This window comes from Jannaschia seohaensis, assembly GCF_900116765.1.
In the GTDB taxonomy this organism is placed as follows: Bacteria; Pseudomonadota; Alphaproteobacteria; order Rhodobacterales; family Rhodobacteraceae; genus Jannaschia; species Jannaschia seohaensis.
The window spans coordinates 183,153-205,954 of record NZ_UETC01000006.1 but is presented as its reverse complement, the minus strand read 5'-3'; the positions used below and the strand labels follow the sequence as shown (position 1 = coordinate 205,954).

22 protein-coding genes are annotated in these 22,802 nt (G+C 66.4%); 18 read left to right on the top strand and 4 right to left on the bottom strand.

All coding sequences use genetic code 11. The features are described 5' to 3' along the window. Positions 1-14: 14 nt before the first annotated feature. On the top strand, positions 15-329 hold the full coding sequence (locus DTQ71_RS14440; RefSeq protein WP_109565003.1) for a head-tail joining protein: 315 nt from the start codon (positions 15-17) through the stop codon (positions 327-329). After that, positions 326-964 carry a DUF6441 family protein gene (locus tag DTQ71_RS14435; RefSeq protein WP_109565002.1) on the top strand — a complete coding sequence of 213 codons (639 nt, stop codon included), beginning with the start codon at positions 326-328 and terminating at the stop codon, positions 962-964. Before DTQ71_RS14440 ends, DTQ71_RS14435 begins: the two co-directional genes overlap by 4 nt. Before the next feature lie 18 nt (positions 965-982). Here DTQ71_RS14435 and DTQ71_RS14430 read toward each other — a convergent pair whose 3' ends face one another. After that, the gene (locus DTQ71_RS14430) at positions 983-2,026 is read right to left on the bottom strand and encodes a hypothetical protein (RefSeq protein ID WP_109565001.1); all 1,044 of its coding nucleotides are present in this window, start codon (positions 2,024-2,026) and stop codon (positions 983-985) included. 103 nt (positions 2,027-2,129) lie between these two features. Between DTQ71_RS14430 and DTQ71_RS14425 the strand changes: the two genes are divergently transcribed. The 16 genes from DTQ71_RS14425 (at position 2,130) to DTQ71_RS14360 (ending at position 15,407) form a co-directional block, all read left to right on the top strand. Then, positions 2,130-2,549, top strand: a complete 420-nt coding sequence (locus tag DTQ71_RS14425; protein WP_109565000.1) for an acyl-CoA transferase — start codon at positions 2,130-2,132, stop codon at positions 2,547-2,549. Between the two features lie 24 nt (positions 2,550-2,573). Continuing rightward, on the top strand, positions 2,574-3,515 hold the full coding sequence (locus DTQ71_RS14420; protein ID WP_109564999.1) for a phage tail tube protein: 942 nt from the start codon (positions 2,574-2,576) through the stop codon (positions 3,513-3,515). A gap of 2 nt (positions 3,516-3,517) precedes the next feature. Further along, a complete protein-coding gene (locus DTQ71_RS14415; RefSeq protein WP_109564998.1) occupies positions 3,518-3,955 on the top strand; it encodes a hypothetical protein in 438 nt (145 codons plus the stop codon). An 83-nt stretch (positions 3,956-4,038) separates the two neighbouring features. Then, complete coding sequence (locus DTQ71_RS24330) at positions 4,039-4,194, top strand: DUF7697 family protein (protein WP_245947542.1); 156 nt, start codon at positions 4,039-4,041, stop codon at positions 4,192-4,194. Then, entirely contained in the window at positions 4,175-6,589 is a 2,415-nt protein-coding gene (locus DTQ71_RS14410) for a phage tail tape measure C-terminal domain-containing protein (RefSeq protein WP_109564997.1), read from the top strand. Before DTQ71_RS24330 ends, DTQ71_RS14410 begins: the two co-directional genes overlap by 20 nt. After that, positions 6,589-7,215, top strand: coding sequence for a DUF2460 domain-containing protein (locus DTQ71_RS14405; RefSeq protein ID WP_109564996.1), 627 nt, complete (start codon positions 6,589-6,591; stop codon positions 7,213-7,215). Before DTQ71_RS14410 ends, DTQ71_RS14405 begins: the two co-directional genes overlap by 1 nt. After that, positions 7,212-7,562: a hypothetical protein gene (locus DTQ71_RS14400; protein WP_109564995.1), complete on the top strand. Its 351-nt coding sequence runs from the start codon at positions 7,212-7,214 to the stop codon at positions 7,560-7,562. The genes DTQ71_RS14405 and DTQ71_RS14400 overlap by 4 nt, the downstream gene beginning before the upstream one ends. After that, complete coding sequence (locus DTQ71_RS24645) at positions 7,555-7,686, top strand: hypothetical protein (protein WP_281271244.1); 132 nt, start codon at positions 7,555-7,557, stop codon at positions 7,684-7,686. The genes DTQ71_RS14400 and DTQ71_RS24645 overlap by 8 nt, the downstream gene beginning before the upstream one ends. A 10-nt stretch (positions 7,687-7,696) precedes the next feature. Further along, positions 7,697-8,350, top strand: a complete 654-nt coding sequence (locus DTQ71_RS14395; protein ID WP_245947540.1) for a lysozyme — start codon at positions 7,697-7,699, stop codon at positions 8,348-8,350. A gap of 5 nt (positions 8,351-8,355) precedes the next feature. After that, the gene (locus tag DTQ71_RS14390; protein ID WP_109564993.1) at positions 8,356-8,586 is read left to right on the top strand and encodes a hypothetical protein; all 231 of its coding nucleotides are present in this window, start codon (positions 8,356-8,358) and stop codon (positions 8,584-8,586) included. Beyond that, positions 8,579-8,680, top strand: coding sequence for a DUF3789 domain-containing protein (locus DTQ71_RS24935; RefSeq protein ID WP_109564992.1), 102 nt, complete (start codon positions 8,579-8,581; stop codon positions 8,678-8,680). The genes DTQ71_RS14390 and DTQ71_RS24935 overlap by 8 nt, the downstream gene beginning before the upstream one ends. A 152-nt stretch (positions 8,681-8,832) precedes the next feature. Continuing rightward, a complete protein-coding gene (locus DTQ71_RS23195) occupies positions 8,833-9,033 on the top strand; it encodes a hypothetical protein (RefSeq protein ID WP_146204869.1) in 201 nt (66 codons plus the stop codon). Further along, entirely contained in the window at positions 9,030-9,914 is an 885-nt protein-coding gene (locus DTQ71_RS14375) for a DUF2163 domain-containing protein (RefSeq protein WP_109564990.1), read from the top strand. The genes DTQ71_RS23195 and DTQ71_RS14375 overlap by 4 nt, the downstream gene beginning before the upstream one ends. Then, complete coding sequence (locus DTQ71_RS14370; RefSeq protein ID WP_109564989.1) at positions 9,911-10,345, top strand: NlpC/P60 family protein; 435 nt, start codon at positions 9,911-9,913, stop codon at positions 10,343-10,345. Before DTQ71_RS14375 ends, DTQ71_RS14370 begins: the two co-directional genes overlap by 4 nt. A 9-nt stretch (positions 10,346-10,354) precedes the next feature. Beyond that, complete coding sequence (locus DTQ71_RS14365; protein WP_109564988.1) at positions 10,355-14,320, top strand: baseplate multidomain protein megatron; 3,966 nt, start codon at positions 10,355-10,357, stop codon at positions 14,318-14,320. Between the two features lie 10 nt (positions 14,321-14,330). Continuing rightward, complete coding sequence (locus tag DTQ71_RS14360) at positions 14,331-15,407, top strand: DUF2793 domain-containing protein (RefSeq protein WP_109564987.1); 1,077 nt, start codon at positions 14,331-14,333, stop codon at positions 15,405-15,407. Between the two features lie 131 nt (positions 15,408-15,538). Here the strand turns inward: DTQ71_RS14360 and drmB are convergent, their stop codons facing one another. Genes drmB through DTQ71_RS14345 form a run of 3 tightly spaced genes read right to left on the bottom strand, consistent with a single transcriptional unit; the run spans position 15,539 to position 22,774 of the window. Next, positions 15,539-17,398 carry a DUF1998 domain-containing protein gene (gene drmB, locus DTQ71_RS14355; protein ID WP_170125437.1) on the bottom strand — a complete coding sequence of 620 codons (1,860 nt, stop codon included), beginning with the start codon at positions 17,396-17,398 and terminating at the stop codon, positions 15,539-15,541. 25 nt (positions 17,399-17,423) lie between these two features. Next, a complete protein-coding gene (locus tag DTQ71_RS14350; RefSeq protein ID WP_211317139.1) occupies positions 17,424-20,588 on the bottom strand; it encodes a helicase-related protein in 3,165 nt (1,054 codons plus the stop codon). Further along, complete coding sequence (locus DTQ71_RS14345; RefSeq protein ID WP_170125436.1) at positions 20,585-22,774, bottom strand: UvrD-helicase domain-containing protein; 2,190 nt, start codon at positions 22,772-22,774, stop codon at positions 20,585-20,587. The genes DTQ71_RS14350 and DTQ71_RS14345 overlap by 4 nt, the downstream gene beginning before the upstream one ends. Between the last annotated feature and the right edge of the window lie 28 nt (positions 22,775-22,802).

The following is a 22,802-nucleotide window of genomic DNA, read 5'->3' as shown; positions in this document are numbered from 1 at the left end:
GGAGCAGTATAGCTATGACCAGCGCGTTCGCATCCGCCCTCGACGCGCTCTTCGCGGATGCGCATCTCGCGCGCGACATCGTCTACACAGCGGAGGGCGGCGCGTCCTCGCTGGTCCGGGCGATCCTGCGCCGGCCCGATGACGTTACCGGCTTCGGCGAGGCGCGGATCTGGTCGGAGAGCACCCGGCTCGATCTGCGCCTTTCCGAGGTGGCCAACCCGCGTCCCGGCGACCGCATCGAGATCGACGGCGAGGCCTTCCTCATCCAGGGCGAACCCGTCCGCGACCGCGAGCGGCTGGTCTGGACCGTGGATCTGAGGCCTGCGTGAAACTGAAACTCGACATCACGCCGGACCTCGTCGCCGCCATGGCCGCCGAGGTGAAGGCTGGCGAGAAGGCCGTCACCGCCGCCATGCGCGAGGCCGGGACCGGGCTCAAGACCGCCTGGCGTGGCCAGATCACCGGCGCAGGGCTAGGCCGACGGCTGGCGAACTCGATCCGGAGCCAGACCTATCCCAAGGCCGGCGAGAGCCTGAACGCCGCGGCGCTGGTCTGGTCCAAGGCTCCCGTCATCATCGGCGCCCACGACACCGGCCCGCTGATCCGCTCCAAGGATGGCTTCTGGCTCGCAATCCCGACCGAGGCCGCCGGACGCGGCCTCCGAGGTGCCAAGCTCACCCCCGGCGAATGGGAACGCCGTCGGGGCCTGCGTCTCCGCTTCGTCTACCGCCGCCGCGGCCCGAGCCTTCTGGTCGCCGACCGCGCCCGGATCAACAAACGCGGCCAGGCGGTGGCGTCGCGCGCGAAGACCGGTCGGAACCAGGTAACCGCGCCGATCTTCCTGCTGGTGCCGCAAGTCAAGCTGCCTAAGCGGCTGGATCTCGACCGGGACGCCGAGCGTTCGCTCGACAGCGTGCCCGGGCTGATCGTGGCGAACTGGGTGGAGGTAAGAAGTTGGCTGTAGCGCGCCGTTTCCAGTTCACTATCTCGCAGAGGGGATTGCCAGCCAGCCTTGGAGATAGGCGGCCACTAATGCAGCCACTATACTCGCAGTAGCTGCGATGAGCCATGAGGCGGCGGTCGGGGCAAACCTCGTGAAAAGGCCCGTGGGCTTCTTCCCGAGATAGATCGCTGCGAAGGGAAGGTAGCGGCCATGCAGCCAGTTGATCGCGAAGGTCAGTGAAAGGACGGCGGCCATGAGGATCGCTCGATCCCGGAGGCTGCCGAGGCCGGGCAGGAAAATAATCGCGCCGACTACAAGGAGTTGATTGATTCCGAAGCCCAGCCTCTTGAAGTTCGTCGTATAGCTCCGCTCCAATGGCCGGATGCTACGCTTCAGCTTCTCAAGCATACCCAACACCCAGGCCTCATCGCCGCCTTGGGTCATGGCCATGTTGATCTGGGGGCCGAATTCGACCAAGGCGATCCTGTCCAAGCCATTGCCTTCGGGCTCCCGCACGTAGAGCTTTATTACGGCGGCCCGGTCTGCACTAAAGTTGAGCGTTTTGAAATCGGATAGAAATCGGGATTGCTCCGTGTCCGCCGTTACAGTGACGACTACCTGAGCGTTCTTGAAATCGCGCTGGATCTCGTCAGCTATGGCGGTAATCTGCTGGCGATCCACCTCGATAGCCTGGAAATGGTGGCGGACGGTGTGCAGTTGATCTGGCAGCGTGCAGGGGTCGGCTTCGACGGCTTGGGTTTGGTCATGCGGGAATAGGACGAAGGTTCCGGCGGAGCCGATACTGGTTGCCCACTCGCCGGTGAGCGCTCCCCTCGCGCCCAAGCTCGCAGTCGCGGTGAGTTGACCAAACGCAACTCCTTCGATCTGCGTCTGCGGCTGGCCGGTTAGTGTAAGCTGATTGCCGTCAAAGGAACCGTTAATCGCATAGACCACCACGCCGACGCCCGGCTCGTTGAGATGAAGCGTGCCGTTCAGTGCATCATCATCGCCGTCCAGCTTGGTAAATAGGTTACCTGTGTTTGTACCGTAAACTCGGCCAGCCCAAAGTCGTCCTAACGCCATCTGACCTATCCCCCAGCAGCAAAACACAGTTGTTGGGCCGAGAGCGGCAACCCTAAGCCAAGACCACCCACCAATGCCCTAACTGTCTTTTGGGAAACGCCAAATGGCAACCATTCGTGAGTCGATCCTCGCCGCGCTGCATGCGCGGCTCTCGGCGCTTCCCGCCACCGCCCTGCGCGGGGAGGTGCTGCCCGAGCGTGTGCCGACCGAAGGCCTGCTGATCCTGCGCGATGGCGAGCCGGGCGAGCCCGAGGTGACGCTGTCGCCGCTGCGCTACCACTACCAGCACCGGACCGAGATCGAGGCGGTCGTGCAGGGTTCCGACCGTGATGTCGCTTTCGACACGCTGACCGCCAGCATCGGCACGGCAATTGCGGCCGACCGCACGCTGGGCGGGCTCTGCGACTGGGTCGAGGCCGAAGCGCCGCGCCCGGTCGATCTGCCGGTCGAGGGCGCGGCAAGTCTGAAGGCCACCGTGATCCCGGTGGTGCTGCACTATTCCACGGCCGATCCGCTCGGCTGACCCCGACAACCCGAGGAGAACACCATGGCACGAGCCCAGGGGGCGCGGGCGCAGATGGCGCTTGCGTTCGAGACGACCTATGGCACGCCGCCCGCGAGCGGCTTCACCCGCATGCCCTTCTCCAGCACCTCGCTGGGTGCCGAACAGCCGCTGCTGAACTCGGAACTTCTCGGCTACGGCCGCGATCCGCTGGCGCCGATCAAGGACGCTGTCACGGCGGACGGCGATGTCGTCGTGCCGCTCGACGCCGAGGCCTTCGGCTTCTGGCTGAAGGCGGCCTTCGGCGCCCCCACGACCACGGGTGTGGAAGCCCCGTATAGCCACGAGTTCCAGTCGGGGTCCTGGACGCTGCCCTCTATGTCGATCGAGACCGGCATGCCAGAGGTGCCGCGGTACGCGATGTATTCCGGATGCGTGCTCGACCAGATCACCTGGCAGATGCAGCGCTCCGGCCTCCTGACCGCGACGGCCCGGCTGGTGGCGCAGGGCGAGACGGTGGGCACGACCACCAGCGCCGGAACGCCCACCGCGCTGGACCTGAAGCGGTTCGGGCATTTCAACGGGGCGATCACGCGGAATGGGACTGCACTCGGCAACGTGGTCTCGGCCGAGATCACCTGCGCCAACAACCTCGACCGGATCGAGACCATCCGCTCGGACGGCCGCATCGACGGGGCGGATCCGTCCATCGCGGCGCTCACCGGCCGGATCGAGGTGCGCTTCGCCGACCAGACGCTGGTGACGCAGGCCATCAACGGCGAGGCCTGCGAGATGGAGTTCGCCTACGTCCTGCCCTCGGGCGAAAGCTTCACCTTCGCGGTGCACGCCGTCTACCTGCCGCGTCCACGCATCGAGATCTCCGGGCCGCAGGGTGTGCAGGCGACCTTCGACTGGCAGGCGGCGCGCGACAGCGTGGTCGGCCGGATGTGCACGGCAACCCTGATCAACGACATCGAGGTATACTGAGAATGCTCACGCTCGATCTTACGAACGCGCCGCGCTGGCATGACCTCGCCCCCGGCGTGCGGGTGCAATTGCGACCGCTGACCACCGCGCTGATGGTGGCGACACGCAGCGACCCGGCCGTCGAGGCCGTACCCGAGGAAGCATCCGACGAGGAGCGCGCGGTCGCCTTCGCCAAGGCTCTCGCGCGGCGGGCGGTGCTCGCCTGGGACGGCGTCGGCGACGCGGACGGCAACGCCATCGACCCGAGCCCAGAGGCCATCGACGCGCTGCTCGATGTCTGGCCGATCTTCGAGGCGTTCCAGCTGACCTACGTCTCGAAAGGCCTGCTGCTGGAACAGGAAAAAAACGCCTCCGCGCTCTCGCCGAATGGTCTTTCGGCGGGGGCGAGCGCTACTGCGAAGCCTGCGCGCAAGCCTGCCCGGACTGCCCGGCGCGGCTGAACCGTCTGGAAACGCCGGAGGGTTGGCAGGTCTGGGACCTCGTCGGTCGCCTCGGCGGCCAACTGCGCGTCCTGCCCGGCGCGGTGATCGGCTGGGACATGTCGGTGGCGCTGGCGCTCGGTGACGCGCTCGGCGTGCCGCCGCTCGCCATGGCCGAACTGCTGCCCGTCATCGAAGCGGTGATGGTCGCCAAATTCAACGAACAGATGGATCACTCCCATGGCGGAAAAACGGGTTAGCGTCCGCCTCGCGGCCGTGGGCGGACGGCAGGTGCGCGCCGAGCTGGAAGGTGTCGGCGAAGCCGGGTCGCGCGGCTTCGGACGGCTGAGCCGGGAGATGGAAGCGGCCAACGCCCGGCTGGCGGCGTTTTCTCGTCGTGTCGCTGTGGCTGCCGCTGCTGCCGTGGCAGCCGTTGCCGCCGCCGGCGTGGCGATGATCCGCTCCGGGCTACAGACGGTGGACGCGCAGGCCAAGCTCGCGCAGTCGCTCGGCACCACCGTCGCCTCGATCCAGACGCTCGAGCGCGCGGGCGAACTTGCGGGCGTTTCGATGTCGGGGATCGAGCAGGCCACCAAGGACCTGACGCGTCGTCTCAGCCAAGCGGCGGCCGGGACCGGTCCCGCCGCCGACGCGCTGGACCGGCTGGGGCTCTCGGCCGACGAACTGATCGCCCTGCCGCTGGACCAGCGGGTCGGCGCGATCAACGCCGCCATCGAGAACTTTGTGCCTGCCGCCGAGCGCGCGGCCGTCGCAGGTCAGCTCTTCGGCGAGGAAGGCTCCATTGCCATGTCGCGGATCGACACCGCGACGCTGCGCCAGGCGACCGAGGACATGCTTGCTTTCGGTGTCGTGGTCTCCGAGCAGGACGCCGACCAGATCGAGCGGACGAACGACGCGATCTCCCGGCTCGGGCTGATCTGGCGCGGGCTGTCTAACCAGCTCGCGGTCGCCGCGGCCCCCGCGCTGGAAGCCATCGCCAACGCCATGGCGGCGGTCGCTAGCCGCACCGGACCGCTCGGCATCGCGATCCGCGGCCTCTTCGACAACATCGGCCGCCTGAGCACCTATGCCGCCACCTTCGCCGCCTTCCTCGCGGGACGCTGGGTGGCGGGGATGGCCGCCGCGGCCCTTTCGGTCCGGGGCCTCGCCACCGCGCTCGTCCTTCTGCGCGGCGCGCTGATCCGGACCGGCATCGGGGCGCTGATCGTCGGCGCGGGCGAGCTCGTCTACCAGTTCACGCGCCTCGTCTCCGGCGCGGGCGGCTTCGGCGAGGCCATGTCGCTCCTGAAAGATGTCGCCGTCGAGGTCTGGGAGCGGATCCGCATGGGCGCCGCTGCGGCGGGTGCCGCGGCCACGGCGATGTTCTTCGACCTGAAAGCCGACGCCGCGTCGGGCATGCAGAGCGCCATCGAGAGCGTCGTCGGCTTCGGCAACACCGCCGCGAACACGTTCGAGGGCGCCTACGAAGCGATCAAGGCGATCTGGGGCCTGCTGCCCGCCGCCATCGGCGATCTGGCGTTCCAGGCGGCCAACAGCCTTGTCGACGGCGTCGAGGCGATGCTGAACGGCGTGGTCGCGCGCATCAACGGCTTCATCGGCGGGATCAATCAGGGGCTGGAAGCGCTCGGCTCAGAGCGTCGCATCTCGCTGGTGCCCGACCTCGACCTTGGCGAGATCGAGAACCGCTTCGAAGGGGCGGCCAGTGCTGCCACGACAGCGGCGCATACAGCGTTCGACCGGGCCTTCGAGGACAATCCGCTCACCGCACCCGATCTCGGTCTGACCGAGGCGGCGAACAGGGCGCTCGAGTCCGCGAACCTCTACCGTGGCGCTGCGCGCGATCTGGCGGAAGGGGCCCGCGCGCCGCTGGAAAGCTGGCAGGCCCTGCGCGATGCCGTGGGCGGCACCGATGAGGACGGCGCAGATGCGCTCACCGAGGCTACCGGTGCGGCCGAGCGGCTGGAAACGGCGCTTGGCGATGCCGGGCGCGCAGCAACAGGTGCCGGTGCGGCCGCCGGAGCTGCCGCTGCAGCAGCGGAGCCCGCGACCGAGGCCGCCGTCACGGGCTGGCAGGCGGTCACCGCCGCACTGTCGGACTACGCCAGCAAGGCCCGCGACATCGGCGGCGACGTCGGCCAGAGCCTCGTCGGTGCTTTCCAGTCAGCCGAGAACGCGGTGGGCCAGTTCGTGCGGACCGGCAAGCTGAACTTTCGCGACCTCGTCACCTCGCTGCTCGCCGATCTCGCTCAGCTGGCGGCGCGCCGGTTCATCCTCGGGCCGATCGCCAATGCGCTCTCCGGCGTGTTCTCCGGGGCGGGCGGGATCTTCGCCAGCGTCCTGCATGCGGGCGGGATCGTCGGATCGGCCGGACGCTCGCGCATGGTTCCGGCTATGGCCTTCACAGCTGCACCCCGGATGCATTTGGGCGGTATGGCTGGCCTCCGCCATGACGAGGTGCCCGCGATCCTGCAGCGCGGCGAACGGGTTCTGTCGCGACGCGAAGCGCAGAGCTACGGTGCGGGCGGGGTCAACGTCACCATCATGGCGCGTGACGCCGAGAGCTTTCGCCAATCGCGCACGCAGGTCGCAGCCGACATCGCCCGTGCGGTCTCGCTCGGACGGAGGGGCATGTGATGGCGTTCCACGAGGTCAGGTTTCCCGACAACATCAGTCGCGGCGCGCGGGGCGGGCCGGAACGGCGCACGCAGATCGTCGAACTCGCCTCTGGCGACGAGGAGCGCAACGCCAGCTGGGCCAACTCTCGCCGCCGCTACGATGTCGCTTACGGCATCCGCCGCGCCGACGATCTGGCGGCGGTGGTCGCCTTCTTCGAGGCACGGAACGGCCGTCTCCATGGCTTCCGCTTCAAGGACTGGGCGGATCACAAGTCCTGCCTGCCGTCGCAGACGCCGGCGCCGACCGACCAGCTCATTGGCACCGGCGACGGCGCGACGACCGCCTTCCAGCTGGTGAAGCGCTACGCCTCCGGTACCCAGACCTGGACCCGCACGATCACCAAGCCCGTCGCTGGCACGGTCCGCATCGCGCTCGATGGCGCGGAGCAGCTCGGCGGCTGGACCGTCGACACGACCACCGGCCTGGTGAACTTCGACAGCGCGCCCGCGGCAGGTGTCGTCATCTCCGCTGGCTTCGCCTTCGACGTGCCGGTCCGCTTCGACACCGATGCGCTCGACGTGACGCTCGACCTCGAGCGGCTCGGCTCGATCACCTCCATCCCGCTTCTAGAGATCCGGCGATGAACGACGAAACCCGCTTTATCGCTGCTGTTCTGAAAGAACTTGCCACATCCACCGCCGTGATCCTCGCCGCCTGGGGCGCACTCGGCGGCGCGACGAATGCGCTGACCACGAAGATGCACCTGCGGGATGCGCTCCGGCACATCCTGCTCGGCGGGCTGATCGCGGCCGGCATGGGGAGCCTCTCCATGGCCGTCATCACGAGCTGGATGGGCCTGCCGCCCGAGGCGATCCCCGCGGGCGGGGCGGCGGGCTCGGCCGCCTATCTCGTCGGCGTCTTTGGGCCGGCCTTCATCGAAGTGCTGCTGGCCCGCCTGCGTCGTGCCAAGCGGGGCGACGGCGATGAATGAGATCGTTCGCCTCGCGCGCTCCCTCCGCTGCGACCCGGCCGACCCCAAAGCGGCCTTCGCCCACCGTCTGCGCATCGGCTTCGCCGTCGCGGCGCTGATCCTGATCCTCTCGCTTCTCCGGTAATTTCATGCACATGACCGACCGGGGCCTTCTGGCCCTCGTCCGGCACGAAGGACTCGTGCCCGGACCCTATCTCGATGTGAAACAGGTCTGGACCTTCGGCATCGGCCACACGGCTGCGGCCGGGCCACCCGATCCCGCCACCATGCCGCGCGGCATGCCTGCGGACCTCGACGCCGGGATCCGCGAAGCGTTCCGGGTCTTCCGGGCAGACCTCGCTGCTTACGAGACCGCCGTCCTGCGCGCTGTGAAGGTGCCATTGGCGCCGCACGAGTTCGATGCGCTGGTCAGCTTCCACTACAACACCGGCGGGGTCGCCAAGGCCGCGCTGACCCGACACCTTAACGACGGCAATCGCGTTGCAGCCGCCGACGCGTTTCTGAACTGGCGGAGACCGGCCTCGATCATTCCCCGCCGGGACGCCGAGCGCGACCTGTTCCGCCATGGCCGATATCCCGGCGGCACGATCCCGGTCTGGTCTGTGGACCGCGCGGGCCGCGTGGACTTCTCCCGGCCGATCCGTCGCCTGACCGAGGATGAGGCGCTGGCCCTGCTTCGGCGACCTCCAACACCGCGGCCGCCGGTTCGAGATCCTGAACCCGATAGGCCGACCGGCTGGTTCGCCCGGCTGGCCGCTCTTGTCTCCAACCTGATCCGGAGGACCTGATCCCCATGCGCTACGTTCGCCCCAACTCGCTTACCTGGTGGGCGGGACTGCTCGCCATGCTCACCGGCATCGCCTCCCTCGCGCTCCCCAGCGCCGGGCCGTTCGGGGAACTGTCCCGCCTCGTCGCGCTGCTCGCAGGCTCGGGCGATGCCTCGCCCGCTGGGCTCATGTTCCTCGGTCTTGGCCTGATTGGCCTGCGCGACCGGATCGAGCGCGGGTTCCGCGGCGATGCTTGAGTTCCTCGCAGGTCTGGTCGTGGGCGGCTGCCTCGGGGTCTTCGTCGTCGCCCTCTGCGTCGCCGCCGCGCACGGGGATCGGGACGGTGGCTGAGGTCCTGATCTGGCTGGTCGCGGCTCTGGGCGCGGTCGGAGGTGTCGTCCTCGGCCGAGTCTGGGGGCGTGCGGAAGGGGAACGCGCGGGCAAACGGGAGGCGGAACGCGATGCCATGGGAGACAAGAACAAGCGCGTCGAGCGCGGGCGGGATGCGGTTCGCGATGGCCGCGGCGCTGGCGATCCTGCTGACCGGCTGCGCCGCAACGATGGGCGCTGGTGACGCTGGCTGCGCCTCCTATGCCGAGGCCCGACTCGCTCGACCACCCGCCGGGACCGTCGCCGCCGTGCCGCCTGCATGGGCAGACTGGATCGCCGATCTCGACGACCGCATGACGGGAACCTGCCGATGAAAAACCTCTCGCCCGCCCTGCTGGCCCATCTCGACGGGGGCACGACCACGCTCGCCTGGTGCTGGCGGATCAGCCGCGCCGATGGCGTCACCTTCGGCTTCACGGATCACGACCGGACGCTGAGTTTCGACGGCACAGACTTCGAGCCGGAGAGCGGGCTGACGGCCTCCGAGGTGCGCTCGGGCTCGGACCTGTCGGTCGATGCACAGGACGCGGAAGGCGTGCTGACCTCGGACCGGATCACCGAGACCGACATTCTCGACGGCCGCTGGGACAACGCCGAGGTCGAGGTCTGGCGGGTGAACTGGGCCGATACGAGCCAGCGCGTGCTGATGCGCCGCGGGGCCATCGGACAGGTCCGGCGTGGGCGGCTCGCTTTCGTCGCCGAGGTGCGATCGCTGGCCCATGTGCTCGGTCAGACGGTCGGGCGGACCTTCCAGGCGACCTGCGACGCCGCGCTCGGCGATGCGCGCTGCGGGGTCGATCTGGAGGACCCGGCCTACAAGGGGACGGGCGCCGTCATCGATCTCCTGCGCGACCGGGCCTTCACCGCCTCTGGCCTCGGCGGCTTCGCCTCCGGCTGGTTCACCTTCGGCACGCTGAACTGGACGAGCGGCGCGAACGCGGGGCGGCGCGCCGAGGTGCTGGGCCACGACGTGACGGACGGCATCGCCATCCTGACCCTGCTCGAAGCGCTGGTGCGGTCGATCTCCGAGGGCGACGCCTTCGCCATTCGCGCCGGCTGCGACAAGCGGATCGAGACCTGCGGGGCGAAGTTCAGCAACACCGTCAACTTCCGCGGCTTCCCGCACATCCCCGGACAGGACACGATCTTGCGCTATGCGACCAAGGATGGCGGCCACGATGGAGGCGTGCTGTGACGCCGGCCGCCCCAGACAGGGTTATCGCCGCGGCGCGCGCTTGGCTCGGCACGCCCTACCACGATCAGGCGAGCCTCCGCGGCGTCGGCTGCGACTGCCTTGGGCTGGCCCGGGGCGTCTGGCGCGAGGTCATCGGCCCCGAGCCGTTCCCGATCCCGCCCTACAGCCGCGACTGGGGCGAGACCGGCCCGCGCGAGGTTCTGGCCGACAGCGCGCGCGCCATGATGATCGAGGTGTCGCCTGCCGAGGCCGGTCCCGGCGCGCTGGTCCTCTTCCGCATGAGGCCCCGCGCCATCGCCAAGCATGTCGGGATCCTGACCGGGCCCGGCAGCTTCCTCCATGCCTACGAGCGGCTCGGCGTGATCGAGGAGCCGCTCACGACATCCTGGCGGCGGCGCATCGCTTTCGCCTTCCTGTTCCCGCAACGCTGAGACCCCGACATGGCAACGCTCGTCCTCGGCGCCGCCGGTGCCGCCATCGGCGGTTCGATCGGTGGCGCGATCCTCGGCGTCAGTGCGGCGACCATCGGCGGCTTCATCGGTTCCACCATCGGCTCGGTCGTCGACAGCTGGATCGTGTCCTCGCTCGCACCGACGCAGCGAATCGAAGGTGCGCGGCTCGACAGTTTGCGCATCACGTCCTCGACCGAGGGGGCGGTGGTGCCACGGCTCTACGGCCGGATGCGGATCGGTGGCAACATCATCTGGGCCACCGATTTCCGCGAGGAGACAAAGACCACCACGCAGGGCGGCGGCAAGGGCGGCGGGGGCGGCAAGGTCAAGACGACCGAGTATCTCTACTATGCCAGCTTTGCCGTGGCGCTTTGCGAAGGGCCAATCACCGGCATCGGGCGTATCTGGGCCGACGGCAAGCCGATGGACCTCTCCGGCGTCACCTGGCGCTGGTATCCCGGCGACGAGACGCAGAGCCCTGATCCGTTCATCGCCGCGAAGATGGGCTCCGCCAACACCCCCGCCTATCGCGGCACCGCCTATGTGGTCTTCGAGGAACTGGCGCTCTCGACCTACGGCAACCGCCTGCCGCAGCTGTCCTTCGAGGTGTTCAGGCCGCTCGCCGATCCCGACACCGCCGAGGGGCTGACCCGCGCGGTCACCATGATCCCCGCCTCGGGCGAGTTCACCTATGCGACGCAGGCCATCCGCAAGACCGATGGCGGCGCGACGGTGCCCGAGAACCTGAACGCGCTGGCCGACTCCACCGACATGGTGGAGGCGCTCGACCGGCTGCAGGCGATGGCGCTCGCGGTCGAGAGTGTCAGCCTCGTCGTCGCCTGGTTCGGCGACGACCTTCGCGCGGGATCGTGCAAGGTGCGGCCGGGCGTCGAGGTGTCGGCCAAGTCGACCACGCCCGGCATCTGGTCGGTGAATGGCGTGAGCCGTGCCAGCGCCTTCCTCGTCAGCCGGGACGACGAGGACCGCCCGGTTTATGGCGGCACGCCGTCCGACTTCGCCGTCGTGCAGGCGATCCAGGAGATGAAGGCGCGCGGGCTGCGGGTCACCTTCTACCCGTTCATCCTGATGGATGTGCCGCCCGACAACACGCTACCGAACCCCTATTCCGACAACGCCGCCGAGACCGGCCAGCCCGCTTTCCCCTGGCGGGGGCGGATCACCTGTTCGCCTGCGGCGGGGTTCGCGGGGACGGTGGACAAGACCGCCCCTGCGGCCGCGCAGGTCGCGGCGCTGTTTGGCGCGGCCACGCCCGCCAGCTTCAGTGTCTCCGGCCAGTCGGTTTCGTGGACAGGTGCGCCGGGCGACTGGGGCCTGCGGCGCATGGTGCTGCACTACGCCCATCTCTGCGCAGCGGCGGGCGGCGTGGACGCCTTCCTGATCGGCACCGAGATGCCGGGGCTGACCACGATCCGCTCGGGCGCCAGCACCTATCCGGCGGTGCAGGCCTATCGCGACCTCCTCGCCGATGTCCGCTCGATCCTCGGGTCCGGGACCAAGATCGGTTATGCGGCCGACTGGTCGGAGTATTTTGGGCACCAGCCGGGCGACGGCTCGGGCGACGTGTACTTCCACCTCGACCCGCTCTGGGCCGATCCGGAGATCGACCTCATTGGCATCGACAACTACATGCCGCTGTCGGACTGGCGCGACGGGTTCGAGCATGCGGATGCGGCCGAGGGTTGGCCCGCCATCTACGACCGTGCTTACCTGCAGGCGAACATCGCGGGCGGCGAAGGCTACGACTGGTTCTATGCCAGCGCGGCCGACAGGTCGGCGCAGGTCCGCACCGCGATCACGGACGGCGCCTCGGGCAAGCCATGGGTCTTCCGCTACAAGGATCTGCGAGCTTGGTGGTCGAACCCGCATTACGACCGCCCGGGCGGCGTGGAGAGCGGGACGCCGACGGCATGGGTGCCCGAGTCCAAGCCCATCTGGTTCACCGAGCTCGGCTGCCCCGCCATCGACCGGGGCACGAACCAGCCAAACGTCTTTTTCGACCCGAAGTCCTCGGAGAGTTTCACGCCGCATTTCTCGCGGGGCTGGCGCGACGACGCGATCCAGCGCGCCTATCTCGAGGCGACGTATCTCTGGTGGGGTGAGGCCGCGAACAACCCGCTGTCTTCGGTCTACGGCGGCCGCATGGTGCACGTCCCCGAATGCGCCGCCTGGACCTGGGACGCGCGGCCCTATCCGTTCTTTCCGGCGCTGACAGACGTCTGGACCGATGGCGCGAACTGGCGGCTCGGGCACTGGCTGACGGGGCGGCTCGGCGCGGTGTCGCTGGCCGCACTTGTCCGGCACCTCTGCCTGCGCGCCGGGCTTTCCGGGTCCCGGATCGACGTCACCGGGCTCTGGGGCGCGGTCGAGGGCTACGCCATCACGGCGCTGGAGAGCCCGCGAGCCTCGATAACCACGCTGTCGCGGCATTTCGGCTTCGACGCCGTCGAGACCGAGGGCGTCATCCGCTTCGACATGCGTGGCCGGCCCTCCGTCGCCACCCTCGCGCCCGACGATCTCGTCGCGCCTCGCGAGGGCGACGTCCTCGAGCTGACCCGTGGCCAGGAGACGGAGCTGCCGCAGGCCCTGAAATGGCAGGTCGCTCGCGCCGACGAGGATTACGAGGCCGCGCAGGTCGAGGCCCGGCGCATCACGGTCGACACGACGCGGATCGCCTCCGAGTCGTTCCCCATGGCGGTGCCGCCCGAGGAGGCCGAACGGCGTTGCCGCCGCACGCTGATGGAGGCCTGGACGGGCCGCGAGAGCGCGGTCTTCCGCCTGCCGCCCTCGCGGCTCGCGCTCGATCCGGCCGATGTCGTCACCTTTGCCCATGACGGCCGCGCCGTCCCGCTGCGGCTCGTCTCCATCGCCGATGCGGACGCCCGAGGCATCGAAGCAGTCCGCCAGGACCGGGAGGCCTATGACCTGCCGCCCGGCGCTCCGCGGCCCTCGGCGCTCTCGCAGGCCGTCGTGTTCGGCGCGCCAGAGGCGGTGCTGCTCGACCTGCCGCAGCTGACCGAGGACCAACCCGCGCATCGGCCCTTCGCGGCGGCGCATGCCGTGCCGTGGCCTGGCGAGATCGCGGTGTTCCGCAGCCCCTCGACGGATGGCTTCGAGCTGCTGACCACGTTTGGCACGCGGGCCCGGATGGGGACGCTGATCTCGGACTTCTACGCGGGCCCGACCTCGCGCTTCGACCTCGGTAACGTGCTGGTAGTCGATCTGCTGACCGGCGCGCTGGAAAGCGTCACGGATCTGACGCTCTTCGGCGGGGCCAACGCGCTCGCGATCGAGAGTGGACCGGACGTCTGGGAAATCGTCCAGGCGGGCGCGGCCGAGCTGATTGCGCCCGGCCGGTATCGGCTCACCCGGCTCCTACGCGGTCAGCGGGGTACCGAAGCTGGGATGGGCAACCCGGCGCCTGCGGGCGCGCGGGTGGTGGTGCTGGACGACAGCCTCGCATCGCTGGCGATCGCTGAGGCCGACCTCGGCATCCCGTGGAACTGGCGCGTCGGCCCGGCGAGCCGTCCGGTCAGCGACGAGACCTATGTCGCGCAGGCTTTTACGCCCGAGGGCGTCGGACTGCGGCCGTTTTCGGTCGCGCATGTCGAGGAGCCGTGGCGTCGCCCCCGCATGCCCGGCGATCTCACCATCCGCTGGACGCGCAGGTCCCGCGCGCTGGCGGCCGACAGCTGGGGCGGGCTTGAGGTGCCGCTGGCCGAGGAGATGGAGGCCTACGAGGTCGAGGTCCTCGACGGCGCAACCGTGAAGCGGGTGCTGAGCACGACAACCACCAGCGCGGTCTACATGGCCGCAGACCAGACCGCCGATTGGGGCGCGCCGCTCGGCGCCGGCGACAGCCTCACCGTCCGCATCTTCCAGCTCTCCGCCCTCGTCGGGTGGGGCGCGCCCAAGACCGTCACGCTCCTGTTCTGAAGGCCATCCCATGTCCGACGCCACGAGCCATCTCCTGCTGCCCTACATCCTCGCGGCGCAGGCCCAGAAGCATGTCACCCACAACGAGGCGCTGCGGATCCTCGACGGGCTCGTCCAGCTCTCCGTTCTCGACCGGGACCTGACCGCGCCGCCCGGTTCGCCTGCCGATGGCGACCGCCACATCGTCAGCTCCGGCGCGACGGGCGACTGGTCCGGCTGGGACCTGAACGTCGCGCTCTGGACCGATGGCGCCTGGCTGCGCCTGCCGCCGCGAACCGGCTGGAGCGCGTGGGTCGAGGACGAGGGCCTGCTGCTGGTCTATGACGGCGCGGCCTGGGTCGGCACGACGCCGGCCGCGCTGCAGAACCTCGCACTGCTGGGGCTGGGGACAACGGCGGATGCGTCGAACCCGTTCTCGGCCAAGCTGAACGCCGCGCTCTGGACGGCGAAGACCGTGGCCGAGGGCGGCACCGGCGGCCTGTTCTACACCATGAACAAGGAGGCCGCTGGCGACGATCTCGGGCTGACGCTCCAGACCGGCTTCGTGACCAAGGCGCTGGTGGGGCTCTTCGGCTCGGACCGCTTCCGGCTCGCGGTCTCCGCCGATGGCAGCACCTTCGTCGACGGGCTCAGCGTCGACAACGCGAACGGCATCGTCGACCAGCCGCGGCTCCCACGCTTCAAGGCCTATACCAACTACGACAACTATGTCGGCGCCGGCGCCTGGACGAAGATCGCTATCAACAATACGGACTACAACGACCAAGGCGCTTTCGACGCTGCGAACAACCGCTTCGTGGCGCCCGTGGACGGCACCTACCTCTTCGGCGCTTCGCTCGTCTACAAGGTGAACGCCAGCACGTCGGCGCGGATGAGCGGCCGGCTCGTGCTGAACGGCACGACCGAGATCCGCGGCTCGTTCGGCGAGATCAGCGGCGCTCATGTCTCGGAGGCGACCGCGCTCTGGCTGCAGACGATGGTCCCGCTTACCGCCGGTGACACCGTCGAGCTGCAGGGCAACTTCCGCGCGGCGGACGGCTACTTCGCGGCCGACCAGACTTCCTTCTGGGGCGCGAAGATCGGCTGAGGGAGGCGCGCCATGGCCCCACAACGCCCAGAGGACGGCTTCGTCCGCATGCCACGAATGCAGACAGAATCCACGCGGACGGCGGGGCGAGGCCAACAAGAATACTTGGCGCTGCTTTGGCTGCAAGGAGCCTACGAACGCGAAGGGCCGCAAGGCCCCGTCGTAGTTGACAACAGTCCTTCAAAGAATCCCGGTACTCCAGCACCGCCGATGAGCACTGCACGGTCCAGCGTTCGGTTGAACAGTTCGCAAGCTGTTTCAGGAACGAAAAGGCAAGAATGGCAAGCGGCACCGTTCAGTGGGTCGCTTGTTGTGCTGACCCCAGACATGCAGAGCGGATCGGACGAACACCACTCGAGCCGTCTGAGCGCGCGAAGGACTGTTCCTGCAATACGCTGCGACAGTCCTTCGCGTTCCAGCCCTCCAAGCGTCCCCTCATTGTCCGAGGTGGCAGTGTAGATCAGAACGCCGGCCATGGGCGTGCCGTCCGCATTGGCATAGAGTCTTTCAAGCAAGGAGGCCGAACCGTATCCGGACGTAATAGATAGCTCTAGCATAACTGCATGGGAAAATGCATGGACAAGAAGGCCCCGTGCGGTGACTGCTTGCGGAGGAGTTTCGTCGGGGCGGCCGAACCGGTTTTGCCAGTCTGCTACCCACGCGTCGTGCAACTCCCGCGCGCGCGTCTTGACCGAGTCCTCTTCTTCCCACTCTGTTACCCTGTCCTCGTTGAGCGCTAGGAAGATGCCTTCTCCTGAGGAAGCGATGGCCGGACGCCAGTTGATCTTTCGCGAAGACAGCGACGCTACGGTCTGGGCGTCCGTCCCGTCGGGCGGGTTCCGCCGTGTGAACCCTTTGAGAGCGCGGACCTCGCGCAAGCGTGGCACGCGAACGACTCTGGACAACCACGGAGCCAGCACATCTGGAACGGCCTCTTCGCGCACTTCGAATGTCTCGCTTGGCGGGGCGGACGCATCGCAGAACTGCCGCCATTCCTCGCGTCTGATCGCCATGTCCGCGCCAGGTGTCTCCGCGTCGGGCAGGCTATCTAAAATTGCGAGCATTGCATCAAGCCGATCACGCGCCTCCGACTCGGGCACATCCGTGAGTTCCGCAAGACGCTTTGCAACCTTCACGATGGCGCGCTCGAGGTCCCGCTCATCACCGTCCTCTGCAAAGTCTTCGCGAGCAATTTGAATCCGGCTCCAGAGGCCGTATTCTTCCAATACAGCGCGGAACGTGTCCGACCACGGCGGGATCGTGAGGACGGAAGCGACGTGGGGAAAGAAGAGGTTGCTGCTGCCACGCAGCGCGGTCGCCACCTCTTTCGCCGGCGCATCGCAGATTTCTCTTGCCTCGTCGCCAAGCCAAGGACGCCCGCCAAGACAGCCACCGGTAATCTGCTGCGCCTTGGTGAAGGCATCGCGCAGGTTGTCCCCCTTACCGCAGTCGGCACAATCGACATAAAGATTTCGAAGGCCGGCGCCGCGCGACCGCAATTTCAGCTTGCCACTTTGGCGACAGCCATCAGCATGCTTGCCCTCGATCCATTCCCGCCATGGAAAATCGTCCAGATGACCACGTTGGCAAATCATCATTAGGCGCGCGGGGACGACATAAATGGTTCTCCCCATCTTGTTGCTGCAAGCTTGACAGGAAAGCCCTGCTCCCCCTGTTTCTTCGAACCATTGGCTCTGATGACGAAGGCCGTGGCATTCGGGGCATTCCTGCCAGGTTGGGAAACGCACGGCGGGTAGGGCCGGAATACGCTCTTCGTCTCCGCGACCAAGGCTAACCGGTGGCTCATAGAGTTCACGCACACCTAAGAGCTTTTCCAGAACGGGCTCCACGATCCTGCGACACTCGTCTTTTTTCCAAAAATCCAATCCAAGCGTGACCCCAGAGACCGGCGCATTCTTCGCGGCGAGATAGTCCACTACAGCGCCGGGGCCGTGGGTCGAGACCAGTTGAGCCCGCCGCAGTTCGCCCATCTTTGGTCCGTTTCCCGTCGGCATTTTACTTTCCTTCTAGATCGATGCGGACCGTCGCTTCCACGCCTCGGAGCGTATTCGGCGTTGGCTTTGGTTGGCGGGACGCTCGCCCCGCAGCGCGGCGTTGCACGGCCTGCTCCATAGACATCAGCAGCGAGGTGTCACCCTTATCACTCCACCACGTGGACAGACCATCGCGTCTGCACCAACTGTCGAGGAACTTCATCAATTCTTCCCGGGTATCCGCAGCTTCGCAGGCTTCTTGCTCGCCGAGGTTACCTAAGCGTAATACGATCTCATCGATGATATTTTCCAATTCTAGTCGGAAATCCTCTGCCCTGCCTGGAGCCTGCCAAAGCTCGGGGTGGCGGTGCGCGGCGATGGCCACGAAAGGCGCGTGCAAGGCACGACTCCTTGCACGAGGCGCGAAAGGCGTGACCGAAGTCGCTTCAACGTCGCGATACAGAGCGGAATGCCATGTTGCGTGTGTTTCGAAACGGCTCCTGTCGCGCGGGCGGTATGCGGTAAACAGACCAAGAACCAACCCATCGGTCCGGTCGCGTCCAACCCGACTAGTGGCCTGGATGTACTCGGAAACGCCTTTTGGCTGACCGTCCACCACCATCAAACCCAGCCGCCCGACATCGACACCGACTGAGATCATGTTCGTCGCAAGCGCAACGTCGATGGCCCCTACCGCATCGTGCCTCCGCTCAAGCTTTGCCAGCGTCTCTCCGATTTGTTCGGACCCGATGCGGCTTGTGATTTCGATCTGTGTATCGACCGACCGGGTCGGCTCGCCTCGATATGCGGCCAGCCGTCTCATCGTCTCCGGTGCGATCACCTGAAGAAGTGAGACTGATCCTCCAAGTTCCTTGAGCGAGTTAAAGTACCCAAGAAGGGTCCACGCGGCGTCGCGTTCGCTGCCGTCTAGCACTGAAGCCGACTGCAGCAATGACCCGCAGACTGCCTGCAGCATCTCAGGCTTTGAATGCCCAATGGTCGATGCACCGACATACAGGCGCCCTCGCTTTTTCGGGTCTTTCTCGACGACGGCAAAGGCAGAATCACCGGCGTCAATGCCAGGCGGTGGGAACTGCATAGTGCGACGAGCAAATAGCGCACGAACCTGCGATGCAGCGCTCCGGATCGTGGCAGTCGAGCCAATTACCTTGGGCGGGTGCCCGTCGCCGGTTGCCAGAATGTCAATGGCAGTCTCGTACAGGCCACTCAAGGTTCCGAGCGGGCCCGAGATTAGATGGAGCTCGTCCTGTACAATTAGGTCCGGGGGATCGTAGGCGCCTGCACCGAACAAAGCCGCCGTCTTTTCGTTCCGTGCCACCTGCGCGAACTTGTCAGCCGTTCCGATGACCAGCGACGGACGTTCGTCGTATACATCGTCGTCGTTCGTATAGATCGGCAGCGGCCCCGCCTCGCCAACCTCGCACCCATCCGTCCCACAGGTAACCTCGACGCCATCGCCCGCAGAATGCCAATCCAGGCTCTCGTCGCACGCGGGACACTTTATTAAGCGATCGGGTCGTCCGACGTCCTTGAGGTTCGCTCCGTCGAGAAGCTTCGCGGCATCGCCCCGCCTGTTGGGTGTTGTAGACTCTCCCAACCAGAGGCCCAAGGAAATTGGCGTCCGAGTGGTGTCGAAGCCCCGCTCGACCCATTCGAGATTGGCGGCGCAGATCATCGCCGCCGCGCGTTCGAACTGCTGCAGTGTCAAAAGTCGCAGGGTGTAGCGCATGATTGTCGAGACGCCTTCACCGTCTGAGCCTCGTTTAAGCCGCCGCGCGAAGATGGTGAAGGCGGTCAATAGAAGGTAGGCTTCGGTCTTGCCACCGCCGGTCGGAAACCAGATCAGGTCCATGATGCCCCGATCCTCGTGGTCGGGTGCAACGCTCGAGGCGGCCGAGAGAAGTACAAAGCCAAGCTGGAACGGCCGCCAGACCAATGTTCGGCGTTGTTCTTCAGGTTTTCTAAGGTTTTTCCAGTCCTGCTGTCGCGCCATAGTCGCATTGGCAAGCTGGAACGCCATCATCAGATCGGCGTCACCTCGGAGGGCGGCAATTCCGCCGCGCATCCTCCGCGCGGCCGTCCAGCATACTTCAAGATGCGTTCTGGCCTGTTCCGCCCTTGCCGCGGACAAGTCCAGAGTCCTCAGGCGCTTTGCCGTTTCTTTGATCCAGACTTCGTAGGAGTCGACAAGCGCCTCGCAGACCTCCAGCGTCTCAGAGCCGCCCTCTGCCAACACGCTCGCCGCAAGACGGTCGCGGACACTTTCAAAACAGACATGACCTAAGGCACTCGTGTCCGGGACGCGGGTCGATGGAAGCCAAGCTGTCGAGACTTCCTTCACCGCGCCGTCACGCGGGTGCCAAGCCGCCGCACAGGTATGTCCCACCGCGTATTCAACTGTATCTCGCCACAGAAGATCTGCCGACCGCTCGTCGGCATCATCGGTGTCCGGTCCGCTGCGCAACGGACGCCCAATGAACCGTGAACCTTCGTCCGCTCGGATCGTCATGCGAAATTCGAAAAGAGCTTGGCGGTTCTGTTCATACCGATCGAGCGACTCGTTCAGCCCCGAGCCCTCGTTGTACACCACAACGGTTATTAGACGCGCGCTCTCGCCCGGTGTACCATGGTCGAACCGCGACTGGACGATGGTCAGATGCAATCCGTCAAAGCCTTCCGATCCATTGTCGGAAAGGCTAAGTTCATCGTTCTCATCGACTGAGATGGGCAAGTCAGTAGAAACGGCCCGTCTCCACCATACTCGACGTGTCCGGCTTGCGCCGTGGTTATCATCTGCGAGCGGTTCTTGTTCATCCTCGTACCGTGCGCCCGTTACCTCGACCGATACGGATGGTATTTCCCCATCCCTCGTCGCCAGCGCGAAAGACAGCCCGGCGGCTGCTGGCCGTGCCGCGGTTTCGATTCTGGCGGCTGTTCCGTTTTCAGCTTTATCTTCCTTTCCTCCGACTTCGGCCCCGACATCGGGTGTGGTCGAGGGCTCTCTCCTGGACGCCTTTGGAAACAATATCCCTGTCATAAAAGCTTCAGAGGGGATATCGGGCAGAGGCCCGGCCAGCGGTGCTGGACCGATTAGGTCCTCAGCCAGCCGGTCGAGCAGCACACGGAAGGGCGCATCGGCTTCGCCAGGTGCATGAAGATTGGTCACGGGTTTCCCTGTCGTTTAAAATTAATCCAGACGAAGCCATCGGTGACGGGCGCTACTTCTAGGCCTTCTTCTCGGGCAATCGTATACCATTCCACCCGGATTTGGCCTCTGGCGACCGGAACAAAGGGGATCGCTTGCACGGCCGCACAGATCGACGCGATTTCTCGACCGAAGGTTTCGGAAAAGCGCGCCAGCTCTACCTCGTTGTCATCAACCTCTGCGAAAACTCCCCATCCGCTTTCTCTCCGCCAACGGAGCAGCGGTGCCCGAACATGGCCATCGGGCTGTCCAAGAACCGTCATCCCGAGTGCGTCGGATGGCCTCAACTGCACCTGAACACCGGTTTGTGCGGCCCGCCAATGCCGCTCTTTCGTCACGCGCATGGTGCCGGTTTCGGGCGCGACGTAGAGGTGGCGTCTGGCGCGCGTCGCTCCGACGTACAGAACGCGAGCTTCCTCGGCAGCCTCGGCATCCGACAAGCCGTCGCGAGGCTCCGGCAGATGCAACTCAACGTCCAGTGCCTCTCTTCCTTTCGCTGCGTGGATCGTGGAAGCGACCTGTCCAATGGGCGGCTCAGGGGCGGGGGCACGCCCGGTCCGCACCGCCTCGGCCATACGCTTGGCATCGTAGCGTCCATCGACGAGCGCCACCGCAAGCGCCTCTGCGACCTTCGTCGTAGCAGGCAGGGTAGGGTTGCTCCGGACAACTTCCTCTATGGCATTGGGGCCGCGACCCTGTAACAGTTCCATCGCGCGTCCCAGCCACGCAGGTGCCAGCTGGATACCGACGTCGGAAAGGCGCACGCGCATTCCGACCTCACCCAATCGCGCCGCATGACGAGCGGCCGCCGCGTGCGACCGGAATAACGCTAGTTCAGCAACGGGCCGGGCCTCCGCAGACCCAGGCGGCGGCCCATCGCTGACCTCGTAGAGAAGCTCGCGCATCTTCGATAAGGCGGCTTGACCAGATGCGGCATCGAGGACGATCCTGCGCCCCTCGCGAGCGAGACGTCGAAGCGATGATCGACTCGTCCGGTGATTCCCTCCAAGTTCAAACCGCTCGAATCCGGATGCCGTAAGAATCGCGTCTATCGCCATCGGTCCCGCGTGGCCGAATTCACGTGCGCGGTAGTCGTAGATCGCCTGCGCGGGATCGCCGAAGACTGTGACGCCACAGTCACCCGGTAACGCCCCAATCAATGCCGTCAGCATATCGCGCCGCGGGCCAACAACGTCTTGCGCCTCGTCTACGATCAGATGCCGACGGCCATCCAGCCATCGCCGCGCGATTCGGTCGTCCCGCGCGATGAGCGTAGTCGCCTGGCGCACCGTACCTTCATAGTCCGTTTCGCCTATATCTTCGGTCGCATGGCTGACGAACAGGCCGGCGATCGAGTCAAGCGTGCGGATGTCTACCACTTCCCCGTCGATGACGGGCACGCGCGCGAGGAGCTCTGCCACTGCGGTCCGTGAATAGGCGATGACCGAGATGGCTGAGGGATTGAGACCGGACTCAAGCAGGCGGCAAATGCGTCGCTGGATCGTGAAGGTCTTGCCAGCGCCTGGTCCGGCGACGACGACAGCGCGAGCTTCGGGCGGAAGGGCGACAACGCGATCCTGAGAGAAATCCGTCTGAGCCGACGACGTCATACCTGCCCATATCCGCAAGGGTCCGTTTAGCTCCTTCCTCGCATGCTCCGGCCAGTGCAGGGTCAGGGCCGACAAACGTCGGAGTTGAGCAGGCTTGCTACTCAAGTCGCCGTCCAGCAAAAAGGCGTCTTCTCCGCGTTCGATCATCGCGACCCAAGCCGAGGCGTCGTCGGACTGTGCGTTCTGCGCGTTCCCAACGAACTGGTCGAGCGAGGAAGCCTCATATCGCCAAGAGGGTGGACCCAGCAGCTCTTCAAGCGTTTCCACGTCGTCTTTCAGACCGTCGTTTACTTCGGCAGACCCATTGGCAAGAGACCGTCCTGCTATGACGCTGACCGCTGTCTGCGCGACCACATAGACCGGCGTGCTGCGCGTGGTGTGGCGAACCACGACACAATGCTCCACAAGCGCTGCGAGCGCCCCGTGGAAGGCATCATCTATCTCCACGCCGATCATTTTGGCCAATTCGGGGGCCGTCGAGACACCAGCCCGCCTGAGCGCGTGGACCATTTCGTCCTGAAGTGTCGTGTCCTCCACCGATTGGGCACCGACGCCATCTCTTGAG

Bases quoted from the DNA above. Each gene is read 5' to 3' on its own strand.
- DTQ71_RS14375 (WP_109564990.1), top strand. From the start codon at position 9,030: ATGAAAAACCTCTCGCCCGCCCTGCTGGCCCATCTCGACGGGGGCACG.
- DTQ71_RS14365 (WP_109564988.1), top strand. From the start codon at position 10,355: ATGGCAACGCTCGTCCTCGGCGCCGCCGGTGCCGCCATCGGCGGTTCG.
- drmB (WP_170125437.1), bottom strand. From the start codon at position 17,398: ATGGGCGAACTGCGGCGGGCTCAACTGGTCTCGACCCACGGCCCCGGC.
- DTQ71_RS14360 (WP_109564987.1), top strand. From the start codon at position 14,331: ATGTCCGACGCCACGAGCCATCTCCTGCTGCCCTACATCCTCGCGGCG.
- DTQ71_RS14430 (WP_109565001.1), bottom strand. From the start codon at position 2,026: ATGGCGTTAGGACGACTTTGGGCTGGCCGAGTTTACGGTACAAACACA.
- DTQ71_RS14390 (WP_109564993.1), top strand. From the start codon at position 8,356: ATGCGCTACGTTCGCCCCAACTCGCTTACCTGGTGGGCGGGACTGCTC.
- DTQ71_RS14415 (WP_109564998.1), top strand. From the start codon at position 3,518: ATGCTCACGCTCGATCTTACGAACGCGCCGCGCTGGCATGACCTCGCC.
- DTQ71_RS14440 (WP_109565003.1), top strand. From the start codon at position 15: ATGACCAGCGCGTTCGCATCCGCCCTCGACGCGCTCTTCGCGGATGCG.
- DTQ71_RS14400 (WP_109564995.1), top strand. From the start codon at position 7,212: ATGAACGACGAAACCCGCTTTATCGCTGCTGTTCTGAAAGAACTTGCC.
- DTQ71_RS24935 (WP_109564992.1), top strand. From the start codon at position 8,579: ATGCTTGAGTTCCTCGCAGGTCTGGTCGTGGGCGGCTGCCTCGGGGTC.
- DTQ71_RS14405 (WP_109564996.1), top strand. From the start codon at position 6,589: ATGGCGTTCCACGAGGTCAGGTTTCCCGACAACATCAGTCGCGGCGCG.
- DTQ71_RS14425 (WP_109565000.1), top strand. From the start codon at position 2,130: ATGGCAACCATTCGTGAGTCGATCCTCGCCGCGCTGCATGCGCGGCTC.
- DTQ71_RS23195 (WP_146204869.1), top strand. From the start codon at position 8,833: ATGCGGTTCGCGATGGCCGCGGCGCTGGCGATCCTGCTGACCGGCTGC.
- DTQ71_RS14395 (WP_245947540.1), top strand. From the start codon at position 7,697: ATGACCGACCGGGGCCTTCTGGCCCTCGTCCGGCACGAAGGACTCGTG.
- DTQ71_RS14420 (WP_109564999.1), top strand. From the start codon at position 2,574: ATGGCACGAGCCCAGGGGGCGCGGGCGCAGATGGCGCTTGCGTTCGAG.
- DTQ71_RS14410 (WP_109564997.1), top strand. From the start codon at position 4,175: ATGGCGGAAAAACGGGTTAGCGTCCGCCTCGCGGCCGTGGGCGGACGG.
- DTQ71_RS24645 (WP_281271244.1), top strand. From the start codon at position 7,555: ATGAATGAGATCGTTCGCCTCGCGCGCTCCCTCCGCTGCGACCCGGCC.